Genomic DNA, 15,121 nt, shown 5'->3' on the forward strand with positions numbered 1-15,121 from the left:
TCAATCCCCCAGCAGATGGCGCAGGACAAATACCGTGGCGAAACCGGCGGCCATAAAGCTCAAGGTGGCGGCCAGCGAGCGCGAGGACAGCCTCGATAAGCCGCAGACGCCATGCCCGCTGGTACAACCTGCGCCATAGCGGGTGCCGACGCCGACCAGCAAACCGGCAACGATCAGCGCCAGCCAGCTGCTGTGAAGTTCAATCTCGGGCAGGTGGGCAAACAGCTGCCAGAGCAGCGGCGAGAGCAGCACGCCCAGCAGAAACAGGCCCTTCTCGCCCCACCCTTCACCACGCTCCAGCAGACTGCCAAGCAGGCCGCTGATACCGGCCACCCTGCCATTCATCACGACGAACAAGCTGGCCGCCAAACCGATCAGCGCACCGCCAGCCATGGCGCTCCCGGGCGTGAAGTTGTACCAATCGATAGTCATCAATGCTCACCGGCGCAGAACAGCTGATACAGGGTGTTGATCACTGCCAGCGCGGCCGGGCTGCAGATGCGGTAATAAATCTGCTTGCCCTCACGCCGGGTTTCCACCAGGCCCTCACGGCGCAACACCGCCAGCTGCTGCGACAACGTCGGCTGTTGAATACCCAGCAGCGTTTCCAGCTCGCTGACATTGCGTTCGCCCTGGGACAGCTGACACAGCAACAACAGGCGATCCGGATTACCCAGGGCCTTGAGCAACTGCCCAGCCGAATCGGCATTGGCGCGCAGTTGCTGGATATCGATTGGTGGATGTTCAAGCGTCATGGCAAGCAGCTCAATTAAGATAAAAACAATCTATTCTTTTATAGAATGAATGACAAGCACTGCCCGCGTCACTGCACAGAGGTAAATCGCAGGTGATAAAAAACCCGGAACAGAGTCCGGGTTTGGTTTGCTGCTCAGGCTGGGCTGGATGCAACAGCTCAGCCTGAAACCGCCACAATCAGAGCAATGGCAGGGTGTAGCTGACGATCAGACGGTTTTCGTCGATGTCACGGCTGAAGTTGTTGCGCATGGTCGCATTACGCCACCGCACACCCAGGTTCTTCAGGGCGCCTTCTTGGAATACATACATCAGTTCGGTGTTGCGCTCACGCTCTTTACCCTCAGAAACGTTGCGACCGCGGTCGATGTTGTCGCCCGACAGGAAGCGCGTCATAAAGGTCAAACCAGGCACGCCAACAGAAGCAAAGTCGAAGTCATAACGTGCTTGGTAGGACTTCTCGTCCTTGGCCGCGAAGTTGCCAATCTGCACATAGTTGACCAGGAACGGATCAGTACCACCGACATAGGCGAAACCGGTGTCACCACTCATCTTCTGGTAGCCGAGGCCAAATTTATGGCCGCTCAGGGCATAGGTCACCATCGCGCCGAATGCCTTGTTATCGACATTGCTCAGGCCGTCATCGGTGGAGCGAGCATAGCGCACGTCGGTCTTCAGGCTCTGCTTGTCGCCCAGCGGCAGTACATGCACCAGATTGAAGGAGTGCTGTTTGTACAGGTCTTCCAGATTGGAATAGTAATAACCCGCCGTCAGATCCTTGGTGAGTTTGTAGTTACCGCCAGCAAAGACGAACTCGTTGGACTGGTTGACGGCACCACCCTTAATTTGGATACCGCTCAAGGAGTAGGTATTCAGGGTCATGTCTTCGTAGTCTTGCGAGTTGCGGTTGTTGACCTCATCGAGGTAGCCCGCATCCAGAGTCAGGCCATCAATTTCCTGGGATACCAGGTTACCGCCGCGGAAAATTTGCGGCAGCAGGCGGCTATCGCTGGAGGCGATCGCCTGGTTCTTGAACTGCATCTGGCCGACGCGCAGGGTGCTTTTGGAAACCTTGGCCTTGGCCGCTACAGCCAGACCGGAGTAGTTGTCCTGCGAACCATTGGACGAACGATCCGGAACCAGCAGACCACTACCTGCAGTGCCGTCTCCCGAGTCCAGCTTGAAACCGAGCATGCCGATGGCGTCGAGACCGAAACCGACGGTGCCTTCGGTGAAGCCCGACTCAGCGCGCAGGATAAACCCCTGAGCCCACTCTTCGGACTTGTGCGGACCCGCGTCTTCACGGAAGTCGCGGTTGAAGTAGAAGTTACGCGCTTCGAGGCTGGCTTTGCTGTCGCCGATAAAGTCGGCATGGGCGACTTGGCTCAGGGACAAGCCCAGGGTACTGGCAGCAACGGCTAGGGCCAGGGAGGTCTTTCTCATTATGTGTACTCCAGTTGTGTGTGGTTTGCACATCGGCACAGGTACTGTCTTCAACTTATGAAGTGGCAGGCGCGCACCGAATCCAGGGGTTATTGCAGGGCCAAGTGCCAGGCAGGCGAACAGCCACCGCAGCCAGGGCGGCCATGCAATAAACGAAATCAGGTGAGCGCGTGAAGACAGTCAGCGCGAGCTGGGAAATGAGGACATGGCAGCGGACAGGGAAAAATCATGGCGCGGGTCTCTACATTTTTATTGTCGGCCGGTAATCCAGACCGTGATGCGCTGAGCCCTACGCAGTTACTGTGCCAGCCGCCCAAAACGGCCAGCCGAAGCCTCTATTGCAAGGCTTTCCAGATTTAAAGGGAGGTTTTCCAAGCCTGGCCGAGCGGCCGTGAGCGGTTTTCTGCCGATGGCAAAAAGCAAAAAGGCGGTTTATCGCCGACACACCTATCCAACCGCATGCCGCACGCGATCAATCAACCACTATCCGGTTTTTACCCTGGCGTTTGGCCTGGTACATCGCGGCGTCGGCGCGGGCATACAAGGCATCCAGACTGGTATCTGTAGCACGCAGGCTGGTCAGGCCCTGGCTCAGGGTCACGCCAAAGCGCAAATCGTCGTGATTGAAGCCCAGGCGGCGTACCTCACGCTGCAGACGCTCCGCAATCTGCTCGGCCAGCGCTGGCTCGCAACGTGGAAAAACAGCGGCAAACTCCTCACCGCCGATGCGCCCGAACAGGTCGCCACGGCGCAGTGTCGTGGCGCAGCTGTAGGCCAGGCGCTGTAGCACCTGATCGCCCATTTGATGGCCATAGCGGTCGTTGATCTGTTTGAAGTCATCCAGGTCAAGCAGCAAAAAGGCAAGCGGGCTGTCATATTCTCGGGCCTGCTCGAACTCACGCTGGGCGCACTCGAAGAAGTGCCGGCGGTTGCTGCTTTGGGTCAGCACATCGGTGGTGGCCAGGCGGTGCAATTCGCCTTCGAGCTGCTTCTTCTCAGTGATGTCTTCGGCGATGCCGACGATGATATGCGGCTTGCCTGGTGAGCTTTCGCGACTGACAAAGCACTTGTCACTGAGCCAGCGCAGTTGCCCGTCGGCACGGATGATGCGGTACTCGCGAGCCTCGACCGCACCGGTTTCCAGCACCTGGGCAAAGCTTTCGGCAGCGTAATCCAGATCATCGGGGTAGATGCTGTTACGCCATTCTTCATAACCGGCCAGCAAGAGTGCGGCCGATCGGCCAAAGATTCGTTCGTACGCAGGGCTGACGTAAACCACCCGTTTGGCATCCCAGTCAAACGCCCAGAGCACCGCATTAACGCTGCCCAGCAAGGTACTGAATAGCTGCTCGCGCTCCTGCAAACGCGCCACCTCGGCGCGGGTATGCAACAGCGCGAGGGTCAACTCTTCCTGTTCGAGCTGCTCTCTGCTGATTTCGTCCATAACAACCGCCATCGCATAGAAGTACCGAGCAAAGACAGCGGCAGGCGCCAGAAATTCAAACCGATCAGACTGGAGCGTGCGCCAAATTTAGCCTGAAAAGGGACTACTTGAATGGTAGGCCATAAAAAGCCCGCCAATGGGCGGGCTTGAGTACCAAACGGCGCGTTATACGGCGACAGCAGGGCGCAGCGAATAGGTTTTCAGCTGTTCGGCAAATTCCCGTAGCGACTGAATACCGCTGGCTTCGGCGTCGCTGACCCAGTGTTTGATGGCCTCGAGCATGTCGTGGCCATTGGCGCTGGTTTTCATCCAGATCTGCTGCAGCGCCAGGCGCTTTTCGTAGATCACTTTGAGTGCCTGGCTCTGTTCCAACATGCGCTGGATACGTACCTGATGGCCTTCGTCGAGCAAGCTTGGTTCACGCGACAACAGGCGCTTGGCGCGATGAAAATGATGGCGCACCGAGGCATCGGCCTTGGCCAGCTCCAGCTGCACCAGCGGCGCGATCACCAGCTTGCGGTACTGCGCCATGATCTGAAAACGGTTGTTGAGGATGGCCATGGCAGTGTCCATGTCCAGGCTGCGCTTGCCCTCGACCCGATGGGCGATGGGCGCAACACGCTGCACCTGGGCCAAGCCGAGCAGGCTGAACAGCTTGATCCAGAACCAACCCATGTCGAATTCCCACTTCTTCACCGACAGCTTGGCCGAGTTCGGGTAGGTGTGGTGATTGTTATGCAGTTCTTCGCCGCCGATCAGGATGCCCCAAGGCAACAGGTTAGTCGCAGCATCGCGGCATTCGAAGTTGCGATAGCCGACGGCATGGCCAAGACCGTTGATCACGCCCGCTGCCCAGACTGGAATCCACATCATCTGGATCGCCCAGATGGTAATGCCCGCAGCGCCGAACAGTGCCAGGTCGATGGCGCCCATCAGCGCTACGCCGGCAACGGGGAAGCGCGAGTAGAGGTTGCGCTCGATCCAGTCTTCCGGGCAGTTCTTGCCGTAGATACGCAGGGTTTCCGGGTTCTTCGCCTCTTCGGCGTACAACTCGGCGCCGGTACGCAGCACCGTGCTCAGGCCTTTGATCACCGGGCTGTGCGGGTCGTCCACGGTTTCGCATTTAGCGTGGTGTTTGCGGTGGATCGCGGTCCATTCGCGAGTGTTCTGTGCCGTGGTCAACCACAGCCAGAAACGGAAGAAGTGCTTTAGCGCCGGGTGCAACTCCAGCGCGCGGTGCGCCGAATAGCGATGCAGATAAACCGTGACGCTGACGATGGTCACATGCGTCATCAGCAGGGTAACTGCGATCAACTGCCAGACCGACAGGTCAAGAAAACCGTTGTACCACATGGATCGTGTGCCTCGTGCAGAAGGAAGGACGCCGCTGATGTTTAGCGCACGTCGATGGCCATTATCCCTGACCCCGATCAGAAAACCAGTTGGTCTTTTGCATAAGAATGTTGCTTCCTTATCAGCATCTATACTGCCGGTCTTAGACAAAGGACTGACTTATATTCCATGAATGCTCCGCAAGGCGCTTGGCGCCTGACTCTCTGCTATATGCTGGCCGCTGGTCTCTGGGTAGCGTTCAGCGACAGCTTGCTGGTCAACCTGGGAATGTCGCAGCCGCAGCTGGAGCGCGCGCAATTGCTCAAGGGACTGGCATTTGTGCTGCTTACCACGGGGTTGTTATATGCAGTGCTACGCGCCCACCACGAGCAGCAGCGCCTGGCGCATCACGCCTTGCAGCGCAGCGAAAAACGCCTACAGGATGCATTGGAAGCCGCTCAAAACGGTATGTGGGACTGGAATCTGCAGACCCAGAGGCTGTACGTCTCCCCTGGCTACTCGGCCCTGCTCGGTCTGCGCGCCCATGAGCTGGGGCATGATCTGCAGCACTGGCTGAAGCGCCTGCACCCCAATGACCGCACAAGCTTCGACCGCCACCTTGAGGAACGTTTGGCGGCGCGCAACCCCGCGCCCTATGAGGTCAACTATCGCCTGCTGCATCAGGACGGCAGCTACCGCTGGATTCAATCACGCGGGCGCCTGCTGTTTGACGAGCATGGCCAGGCCGAACGTCTGATCGGCACGGCTAGCGACATCACCCAGCGGCGCAAGGATGAAGACAGCCTGCGCCAGGCCGCAGCGGTGTTCGATGCCACCCAGGAAGGCGTGCTGGTGACCGATGCGCAGCAGCATATCGTCCACTGCAACCCCGCCTTTACCCGCATTACCGGTTACAGTCAGGCGGAAATACTCGGCCAATCGCCGAGCATGCTGAAATCCGGACGGCACGATAAAGCCTTTTATGACAGCCTCTGGAACGCCCTGCAAAATCGCGGCGCCTGGAGCGGTGAGGTGTGGAACCGACGCAAGAGCGGCGAGATTTACCCGCAGTGGCAATGCATCCGGGTGATTCACGATGAGCAGGGGGGGATCAGCCATTACGTCGCGGTGTTCTCCGATATCAGCGCTCTGAAGCGCTCGCAACGCGAGCTGGATTACCTGGCGCACCACGACCCGCTGAGTAACCTGCCCAATCGCTTGCTGTTTACCGAGCGCGTCCAGCACGCCCTCGAACGCGCCAGGCTTGATGGGCAGAGCGGCGCAGTGCTGCTGATCGATCTCGACCACTTCAAGCACATCAACGAAAGCCTCGGCCACAACATCGGCGACCTGCTGCTCAAGGACGTCGGTGAACGCCTTGCTCAGCAACTCGGCAAACGCATGACCCTGGCACGTCTGGGCGGTGACGAGTTCGGCCTGCTCGACGAAACCTGCAGCAGCGCCGAACAGGCTGCAGTGATGGCGCAGCGTCTGCAGGCGTGCCTGATGCAGGCCTTCAAAGTCACCGACACAGAACTGTTTGTCACCGCCAGCATCGGTATCAGCCTGTATCCCAGCGAGGCCGTCGATGTCGGCCAGGTGCTGCGCAATGCCGATTCGGCGCTGTTCAAAGCCAAGAGCAGCGGCCGCGAAAGCTATGCCTTCTACAGCCAAGAGCTGACTGAACACGCCAGCCAGCGCGTTGAACTGGCCAGCGCCCTACGCCACGCCCTGGATAATCAAGAACTGCGCGTCTACTACCAACCACTGATGTGCCTGGGTAGCCAGGAAATGATCGGCGTCGAAGCCCTAGTGCGCTGGCAACACCCACAGCGCGGGCTGGTGGCCCCCGGCGAATTTATCCCGATTGCCGAAGAAACCGGGCTGATCGGCACCATTGATGCCTGGGTGCTGGAGCAAAGTTGCCGGCAAATGGTCGCCTGGCAAATCGCCGGGTTTGCGCTGCGATTTGTCGCGGTGAATGTTTCCAGCCGCCTATTTAGTCGCGGCGAACTGGATGTGCGGGTGGCCGAGGTGCTACACAATACCGGCCTCGATCCCGCCAATCTGGAGCTGGAAGTCACCGAAAGTGCAGTGATGGACAATCCCGGCGCCGCCCTGGCCTTACTCGAACGCTTGCGCGCCCTGGGTATTCGCCTGGCCATCGATGACTTCGGCACCGGCTACAGCTCCCTGGCACGCCTCAAGCGCCTGCCAGTACATAAACTCAAACTCGATCAGAGCTTTGTCAGCGGGTTACCGCATGATCAAGACGATGTGGCGATCACCCGCGCGGTGATTGCCCTCGGCCACAGCATGGGGCTCAAGGTGCTGGCCGAGGGTATCGAACAACTCGAACAGGTCGAATTGCTCCAGCAGCTCGGCTGCGATCACGCCCAAGGTTACTATTTCGGGCGCCCACAACCGGCAGAACAGCTAACCCGCCACCTGGCGCTGAGCGTCGCGAATACAGACTAAGGCAGAAAGCATGCGTGTAATGATTCTCGAGGACGACAGCTGGATCGCCGATCTGCTCAAGCAGATCGTCCTCAGCCTGCGTCCCGGCAGCCAGGTGGTGTGCTTGGACAGCGTCAGCGCCGCCTTGCGTGAGTGGCAGCAGCGCCCAGCCGATATAGTTATCTGCGACTGGAATCTGCCGGACGGCCCCGGCACCCAGTTACTCGAACAGGTGCGCCGTGACAATAGCAGCACACCACTGGTAGTGATCACTGGCCGCTCCGACCGCGCCAGCGTAATAGCCGTGCGCGCCATGAAAATCAGCGCTTTTATCAGCAAGCCCTTTCAAGCCGCGCATGTCGCCGCCAGCCTGGAAACCCTGCTGCCCGCAGACAATGGCGAACATCCGCTTAAGAGCAACGCCCCGCAGAACGACCTGCTCGACCACCTGCGCAGCCTGCCCAGCAGCGCCTTGCAATTGCCCCTCAAAGCTCATGTACGTGATCGCCTGCTGCAGAGCTTCAAGGGCGAACAGATCGACCTACGCGAGCTGGCCAGCGAATGGCAATACGATCCGGCACTCAGCGCGCGCCTGCTCACTGTGGCCAACAGCAGCGCCTATAACCAGGCTGGGAAACCCTGTACCAGTCTGCTCGAAGCGCTGCAGAAGCTGGGCGCCGCCAACAGCCTGAATCTGGCCATGGGCCTGGCACTGCGCCAATGCAGCGCGCTGGATAACCCCCTGCTACGGACGCTCGCCCAAGCGCACCTGGACAGCACCGACCTGCTGATTGAGCGCAGCACCCACCTAGCCCGCCAATGCACCCTGGACCCTGCGCCCTTCCACAGTGCGGCGCTGTTGCACCGCATGGGCGAGTTGTGTGTGCTGTACCTGGCACAAGCGTGGCAGGACAACGGGCAGAGTTTCAGCGAAGCCCAGGTGATGCAGGCCATCGACCAGTTCAGCGGCCCGTTTGCCATCAGCATCAAGGCGCAATGGCAGTTGCCGATGCACCTGCGCGAGCTGATCGGTGCGTGCTACAACCTGCCGAGCCATAACGTCAAACGCGAAAATATCCTGATGCGCCTGGCCGCCTGCGAGCTCACCAGCGCAACCGACGATCCCGAACTGGCACGCCTGCGCCGACTGGCAGGGTTAACCTGAATGATGTTCTCGGTGCCTAACCGGATGATGGAGCGGATAGATGCTTAAGCGGCTTATGCCCAGCACGATCCACTGGATCGTCGGCCTTGGCAGCCTGGGACTGGCGGTTTTCTTCAGCGTACTCGGCGGCTTTGCCCTCAACGAGCGGGAAAACCTGTGGAACCTGCAAGTCGCCAAGCAGCATGAGATGCAAAGCCTGACGTTGCGCAATAGCCAGCAGGAATTGCAACAACAAGCGCAGCTGCTGGCCGAAACCATCGCTGCCGACGCCTGGCTGGTCGAGCTGGTGCGCCAGGCCCACACGCTACAGAGCAGTGAACCGTTAGAGACACAAAGCCTGAACGCCATCCGCAACCAGCTGTATACCCGCCTTGCCCCACGCTGGCGCAACCTGCAAGGTATCCGTCCGTTTGCCCTGTATATCCACCTAGCGCCCACGGCCGAAGTGCTGTTGCGCGTGCATGAGCCGCAGTGGTTTGCCGACTTCCCCGCCGCGCAGCGGCCGATGCTGCTCGACAGCCTGCAGCAGTCCACCACAATCACCGGCATGGCAGTGGATGGCGACAAGCTCAGCATGCGCGCCATCGTGCCGCTGCAGATCGACAGCCTTGAGGGACGGCTTAACGTCGGTGCGCTGGAGGTCAGCCTGGATGTCCTGGGCAATCTGCAACAGCTGGACCGCGAACTGGAGGCTGGCGTTGCGCTGCTGCTCAAGCGCTCTGCGCAAGCGCCCAGCAGCAGTGGCGAGGCGCTGCGCGCTACCGTTGACGACAGTAATTACTGGCATCTGGCCGGCTTTTCCCAGGTGCAGGTGCAGCACTGGCAGGCCCAGCATCGCCTACCCCCCCCTGAGGCGGGCAACACCTTCAAGCTGCTCGACGATCAGGGCCACACCTACCTGCTCAACCAGATCAGCCTGAATGGCTATCAGCCTGTCGCTGGCCTGGACAACTCAGTGCGGGCACTGACCTGGCGCGATATCACGACACTGTACAGTGTGCATCAGCGCGACAACCGCTGGCTGGTGGTCAAGTGGTTGCTGGCCTGGCTCGCTGCCGAAGCACTGCTGTTGGCCTTACTGCAGGCCACCCGGCACAGTAGCCAGAGAACCATGCGCCACCACCATGCCGAACTGCAACACAAGCACCAGCAAACCGAGGAGTCGCGGCAGTTGCTGGCGCTTATCACCCAGATGCAGGCGGCCTATATCAACGCAGACAATCAGCGCGAGGCTTTCGACACCCTGCTCGGGCGGATTCTCGAAGTCAGCGCCAGCCAGTTCGGTTTTGTTGGTGAGATTCGTCACGACGAAGCAGGAGCGCCCTTTCTGCGGACCTTCGCCATCAGCAATATCGCCTGGGATGCGCAAAGTCGCGCCTTCTATGCCGACCATTCCCCCCAGGGCCTGGAATTTCGTAACCTCAACACGTTGTTCGGCCAAGTCATCCGCAGTGGCCAGATGCTGATCAGCAACAATCCCGGCAATCACCCGCAAAGCGCCGGCCTGCCGCCAGGCCATCCACCGCTGCAAGCATTTGCCGGCCTGCCCATTCACGCCAACGGTGAACTGCTGGGCATGCTCGGCCTGGCCAACCGCGAAGGCGGCTACAGCGAGCAGTTTGCCGCCCAGCTGCAACCGCTACTGACCACCCTAGGCCAGGTACTTGAAGCCCTGCGCCGCGATGGCCAGCGCGCGCAGACCCAGCAGCGCATACAGCGCATGCAAGCGGCCTTGCGTGCCCTCAACGAGATTGCCGCACTGCCCAAGCTGAGCTCCCACGAACAGCTGCGCCAGGCCTTGCAACTGGGGTCTGAGTTCTATGGCATGCCGATTGGCATCATCAGCCAGATCGATGCTGACACCTATCGGGTAAGGGCCCAGGTATCGCCACCCGACACCCTGCAGGACGGCCAGTGTTTCCCCCTAGGCGACACCTATTGCAGCATTACCCTGCGCCGCAAGGATGTACTGGCGATTACCGCCATGGGCCAGAGCGAATATGCCGCCCACCCCTGTTACCCACTGTTTGCCCTGGAAAGCTATATCGGCACCAGCATCTGGGTTGCCGGCCAGCGTTTCGGCACCCTGTGCTTCGCCTCAAGCGAGGCGCGCGACAGGCCATTTGACTATGCCGATGAAGAATTCATGCGTCTATTCGCCCGTTGGGTCGGTGCCACCCTGGAGCGTCTGGGTCATGAAGAGCAGACCCGCGAGGCGCGGCGTTTTCTGCAGACGGTGCTCGACTCGGCCACCGGTGTGGCGGTTATCACCACCGACACCCAAGGCCTGATCACCCTGTTCAACTCCGGTGCCGAGCGTCTGCTCGGCTATAACAGCGCAGAGGTGATCGGCCTGCACAGCCCGGCGCTGTTCCACCTGGCCGAGGAAATACGGGACCGTGAACAGCAACTGAGCCTGCAGTTCGGCACTGAAGTCAGCGGTTTTGCGGTGTTTACCCGCCTCCCCGACCAGGGTGAGCCAGAAACCCGCCAATGGACCTACCTACGCAATAATGGCGAGCAGCGCATCGTCAACCTCACGGTGAGTGCCATGCGCAATACCGAGGGGGTGATCACCGGTTATCTGGGCATCGCCAGCGACATCAACGACCTGCACCAGGCCACCCGCGCGCTGCAAAAGAGCGAGAGTCGCTTCCGCGGCCTGGTCAGTAGTTTGCCCGGAGCGGTGTATCGCTGCCGCAACGATGAGAACTGGTCGATGAGTTACCTCAGTGAGGAAATCCAGGCACTCAGTGGCTATCCGGCCAGCGACTTTATCAACAATCGCGTGCGCAGCTTCTCCAGCGTGGTACACCCTGACGACCTGCCGATTACCTATCGCGCGGTGACTGCCATCGAACGCCAGGAGTCCTTCGAGCTGACCTACCGCCTACTGCACGCCGACGGCCATAGCGTCTGGGTAAGGGAAAAAGGCCGCGGGGAATACGACAGCCACGGTGAGCTGCAGTGGGTTTCCGGCTTTATCTGGGACATCAGCGACCGCAAGGCCGTGGAAGACCAACTGCGCCTCAGCCAGCAGCGCTTCAGCAGCGCCTTCAGCACCGCGCCTCAGGGCATGGCCCTGGTCTCGCTGCAAGGGCAATGGTTGGAGGTCAATGAAGTGCTTTGCGAAATGCTCGGCTACAGCCGCGAAGAGCTTCTGTGCAGCAACTTCCAGCAAATTACCCATCCCGACGACCTGGATGCCGATCTGCAACATATTGAAGAGCTGCTGGCCGGCGAGATCAGCACCTACCAGATGGAAAAACGCTATCTGGACAGCCAGAGGCGGATCATTTGGGTGCTGATGAGCGTGTCGCTGGTGCGCGACAGCAACGATGCGCCGGTGCACTTTGTGGTGCAAATCCAGGATTTCAACGAGCGCATCGCCGCGGAAATGGCCATCCGCGAGCGTGAGGACTACCTGCGCACGCTGCTCGACAATGTGCTCGACGCGATTGTCACCATCGACCAACAAGGCTATATCGAGACCTTCAACCACGCCGCCGAGCGCATCTTCGGCTACAGCCACCTGGAGGTCTCCGGGCACCGGGTAACGCTGCTGATGCCCGAACCACAACGCTCAATGCGCGCACGCTACCTCAGCCATTACCTGAAAACCGGCATCAGCCAGGTGCTCGGCAAGGAAATAGAGCTGAGCGCGATGCGCAGCAATGGCGAAACCTTCACAGTCGAGCTGGCCATCTCGCAGATCAGCCACCAGGGCGAACGACGCTTTATTGCGGTGATCCGCGATATCGAGGAACGCAAACGTATCGAGCGAATGAAGAACGAATTCGTCTCCACCGTCAGCCACGAGCTGCGCACCCCGCTGACCGCGATTTCCGGCTCCCTCGGCCTGGTCAACGGCGGCGCTCTGGGTGCAGTGCCAGCGAGCATGCAACAGATGTTGCAGATCGCTCAGGACAACAGCCAGCGCCTCAACCTGTTGATCAATGACCTGCTCGACATGGAAAAGCTGGTAGCCGGTAAGATGCTTTTCGAACTGCACGATGAGGCGCTACAGCCGCTATTGGAGCAGGCCATCGAAGAAAACCAGCCATACGCCAGCCACTACCAGGTACAACTGCAGCTGCAAGGTCCGCCGACCCAGGCCCGCGCACGCGTCGACAGGCTACGCTTGGCCCAGGTGCTGGCCAATCTTCTTTCAAATGCGGCAAAGTTCTCGCCCCAAGGACAGAACGTGGAGATACGCGTGCAAGAGCACGACGCGCGCATTCGCGTCAGCGTGACCGATCATGGTCCTGGCATACCGGAAAATTTCCAGGAGCGGATATTCAGCAAGTTCTCCCAAGCGGATGCCACCGACACCCGGCAGAAAGGCGGCACCGGCCTGGGCCTGGCGATCAGCAAGGAGATCATCGAGCGCATGGGCGGGCAGATCGGTTTCAACTCAAGCCCCGGTCACGGCGCGACTTTCTGGTTTGAACTGACTACCCTGGCTTTAGAAACCAGTCCTGAGGAACATCGACATGCCTGAGCTGCAACGTATTCTGCATGTAGAGGACGATCCATCGATCCAGGCTGTGGCCAAGCTGGCGCTGGAGGCTGTGGGTGGCTTTCAGGTACTCAGTTGCTCATCCGGGCAAGACGCCCTGGATCAGCTGCAAGGCTTTGCACCGGATTTTATTTTGCTGGATGTGATGATGCCGGACATGGACGGCCCGCAAACCCTGGCGCAGATCGCACGGTTGATCGACCTTAGCCAGGTGCCCGTGGTCTTTATGACCGCCAAGGTGCAGCCGTCGGAGATCGCCCATTACCGCAGTCTTGGCGCCCGCGACGTAATCATCAAACCCTTTGACCCTATGCAACTGGCCGCACAGGTACGCAAGATCTGGAGCCTGGCCCATGAGTAAAGGCAAGAGCGCCGCCGATGAACTGCAGCGGCACCTGCAGCAACTGAGCGATGCCTTCGCCCTACGTCTGCAGGAAGAGCTACCTGCCCTTGGGCGGAACGCCGAACGCCTGCTGCACGCCACCGACCCACAGGAACAACTGCAGTATCTACAGAGCCTGCGCAATCAACTGCACAAGCTCGCCGGCGCCGCTGGCACGTTCGGCTTTAGCAGCCTTGGCCAGCGCGCCCGTGAGCTAGAGCAGCAAGCCGATCAGTGGCTGGAAACCCTGCAGCAGGAACAGCAGAGCCTGCAGGACTTCAGCCACAGCCTGCAGCAACTGGCGCAGCAGCAGTTCCAGGCCGAACATAGCCAAGAACCCACCAAACGCACAGTCAAACCGCCGCGACAGAACGGTAACGCGCGGCGTATCTATATCCTCGAAGATCAGCATTCGATTGGCGAAAATATGCGCCTGACGCTGAACAATTTTGGCTACCACGCCGAGCACTTCAGCCACATCAGCGAGCTCGACAACGCCCTACAGCAACAGCTGCCCGATGCGCTGATCGTCGACGTCAACCTGCCCGACGAAAGCCTGACCGGCCTGGAATATGCCGCCGACCTGCAACAACGCCTAGAGGAGCCGCTGCCGTTGCTGGTGATCACCACCCAGGACGATTTCGCCACCCACCTGGAAGCGGTGCGCGTCGGCGCCATGGGCTTTTTCACCAAACCGGTGGACATTCCGCAGCTGGAAAACCGCCTGGAACGCTGCTTCGCCCAGCAACAGGGCGAGCCGTACCGGGTTTTGATCATCGACGACGACCGCGAGCTGGCCAGCCGTTTCAGCCTGATTCTGCGCGGCGCCAATATGCTGGTGGAGATGCTCCACACACCAGCCGATATCTTCGAACGTATGCGCAGCTTCAACCCCGAGGTGGTACTACTGGATGTCAGCATGCCGGACTGCACCGGCCCAGAGCTGGCACAGATCATACGCATGAACGACGACTGGCTGCGTGTACCAATTATTTACCTGTCGGCAGAAACCGATATCAGCCGCCAGATGAACGCTCTGATCAAGGCTGGCGACGACTTTGTAACCAAACCAATTTCCGACAACGCCCTGGTCGCTGCGGTGTTCTCCCGTGCACAGCGCGCCCGCCTGCTGAGCAATGCATTGTCCCGCGATAGCCTCACCGGGCTGCTCAAGCACGCCGATATCAAGGAGCAGGCCGCGGTCGAACTGGAACGCGCGCAACGCAGCGGCAAGCCCGCTAGCGTGGCCATGCTGGATATCGACTTCTTCAAGAAGGTCAACGACAGTCACGGCCATGCTGCCGGCGACAACGTCATCCGTGCCCTGGCCAACCTCCTGCGCCAACGCCTGCGGCGCATCGACAGCCTGGGCCGTTATGGCGGCGAAGAATTCCTCGTGGTGCTGCCGGATTGTCCATCGGGGCAGGCGCTGCGCATTCTCGATGAAATCCGCCAACGCTTTGCCGAGCTGCACTTTATCGCCAGCGGCCAGCAGTTCTCGGTGACCCTGAGCGCCGGCATTGCCTCCACCGAAGACACGCCAACAAGTGCCGACGACCTGCTGGAGAAAGCCGATCGCGCGCTGTACGCCGCCAAACATGGCGGCCGCAATCAGGTGCGCTAAAC

The 15,121-nt window shown here is 60.0% G+C and carries 10 protein-coding genes; 5 read left to right on the top strand and 5 right to left on the bottom strand.

Features of this window, described 5'->3' with window-relative positions; translation table 11 throughout:
• From AACX99_RS01400 to desA, 5 genes are all read right to left on the bottom strand, one after another.
• The gene (locus AACX99_RS01400; RefSeq protein WP_339409063.1) at positions 1–432 is read right to left on the bottom strand and encodes a YeeE/YedE family protein; all 432 of its coding nucleotides are present in this window, start codon (positions 430–432) and stop codon (positions 1–3) included.
• Positions 432–755 (bottom strand): ArsR/SmtB family transcription factor, encoded by a 324-nt coding sequence (locus tag AACX99_RS01405; protein ID WP_339409064.1) that lies wholly within the window; start codon positions 753–755, stop codon positions 432–434. The genes AACX99_RS01400 and AACX99_RS01405 overlap by 1 nt, the downstream gene beginning before the upstream one ends.
• A 178-nt stretch (positions 756–933) precedes the next feature.
• Complete coding sequence (locus AACX99_RS01410; RefSeq protein ID WP_339409065.1) at positions 934–2,196, bottom strand: OprD family porin; 1,263 nt, start codon at positions 2,194–2,196, stop codon at positions 934–936.
• A 472-nt stretch (positions 2,197–2,668) separates the two neighbouring features.
• Positions 2,669–3,640, bottom strand: coding sequence for a GGDEF domain-containing protein (locus tag AACX99_RS01415; protein ID WP_339409066.1), 972 nt, complete (start codon positions 3,638–3,640; stop codon positions 2,669–2,671).
• 165 nt (positions 3,641–3,805) lie between these two features.
• Complete coding sequence (gene desA / locus AACX99_RS01420; RefSeq protein ID WP_339409067.1) at positions 3,806–4,993, bottom strand: delta-9 fatty acid desaturase DesA; 1,188 nt, start codon at positions 4,991–4,993, stop codon at positions 3,806–3,808.
• Between the two features lie 168 nt (positions 4,994–5,161).
• On the opposite strand from desA, the gene dibA reads away from it, so the two are divergent.
• From dibA to AACX99_RS01445, 5 genes are read left to right on the top strand one after another with little or no spacing between them, the layout of a single operon-like run.
• On the top strand, positions 5,162–7,450 hold the full coding sequence (gene dibA / locus AACX99_RS01425; RefSeq protein ID WP_339409068.1) for a phosphodiesterase DibA: 2,289 nt from the start codon (positions 5,162–5,164) through the stop codon (positions 7,448–7,450).
• Positions 7,451–7,460: 10 nt separating this feature from the next.
• Positions 7,461–8,594, top strand: coding sequence for an HDOD domain-containing protein (locus tag AACX99_RS01430; RefSeq protein ID WP_339409069.1), 1,134 nt, complete (start codon positions 7,461–7,463; stop codon positions 8,592–8,594).
• A 40-nt stretch (positions 8,595–8,634) separates the two neighbouring features.
• A complete protein-coding gene (locus tag AACX99_RS01435) occupies positions 8,635–13,095 on the top strand; it encodes a PAS domain S-box protein (RefSeq protein ID WP_339409070.1) in 4,461 nt (1,486 codons plus the stop codon).
• Positions 13,088–13,474, top strand: coding sequence for a response regulator (locus tag AACX99_RS01440; RefSeq protein WP_339409071.1), 387 nt, complete (start codon positions 13,088–13,090; stop codon positions 13,472–13,474). Before AACX99_RS01435 ends, AACX99_RS01440 begins: the two co-directional genes overlap by 8 nt.
• On the top strand, positions 13,467–15,119 hold the full coding sequence (locus tag AACX99_RS01445) for a diguanylate cyclase (RefSeq protein ID WP_339409072.1): 1,653 nt from the start codon (positions 13,467–13,469) through the stop codon (positions 15,117–15,119). The genes AACX99_RS01440 and AACX99_RS01445 overlap by 8 nt, the downstream gene beginning before the upstream one ends.
• Positions 15,120–15,121: the final 2 nt, after the last annotated feature.

It is taken from the genome of Pseudomonas sp. EA_35y_Pfl2_R5, from assembly GCF_963970805.1.
Classification (GTDB): Bacteria; Pseudomonadota; Gammaproteobacteria; order Pseudomonadales; family Pseudomonadaceae; genus Aquipseudomonas.

Bases quoted from the DNA above. Each gene is read 5' to 3' on its own strand.
- AACX99_RS01400 (WP_339409063.1), bottom strand. From the start codon at position 432: ATGACTATCGATTGGTACAACTTCACGCCCGGGAGCGCCATGGCTGGC.
- AACX99_RS01405 (WP_339409064.1), bottom strand. From the start codon at position 755: ATGACGCTTGAACATCCACCAATCGATATCCAGCAACTGCGCGCCAAT.
- AACX99_RS01410 (WP_339409065.1), bottom strand. From the start codon at position 2,196: ATGAGAAAGACCTCCCTGGCCCTAGCCGTTGCTGCCAGTACCCTGGGC.
- AACX99_RS01415 (WP_339409066.1), bottom strand. From the start codon at position 3,640: ATGGACGAAATCAGCAGAGAGCAGCTCGAACAGGAAGAGTTGACCCTC.
- desA (WP_339409067.1), bottom strand. From the start codon at position 4,993: ATGTGGTACAACGGTTTTCTTGACCTGTCGGTCTGGCAGTTGATCGCA.
- dibA (WP_339409068.1), top strand. From the start codon at position 5,162: ATGAATGCTCCGCAAGGCGCTTGGCGCCTGACTCTCTGCTATATGCTG.
- AACX99_RS01430 (WP_339409069.1), top strand. From the start codon at position 7,461: ATGCGTGTAATGATTCTCGAGGACGACAGCTGGATCGCCGATCTGCTC.
- AACX99_RS01435 (WP_339409070.1), top strand. From the start codon at position 8,635: ATGCTTAAGCGGCTTATGCCCAGCACGATCCACTGGATCGTCGGCCTT.
- AACX99_RS01440 (WP_339409071.1), top strand. From the start codon at position 13,088: ATGCCTGAGCTGCAACGTATTCTGCATGTAGAGGACGATCCATCGATC.
- AACX99_RS01445 (WP_339409072.1), top strand. From the start codon at position 13,467: ATGAGTAAAGGCAAGAGCGCCGCCGATGAACTGCAGCGGCACCTGCAG.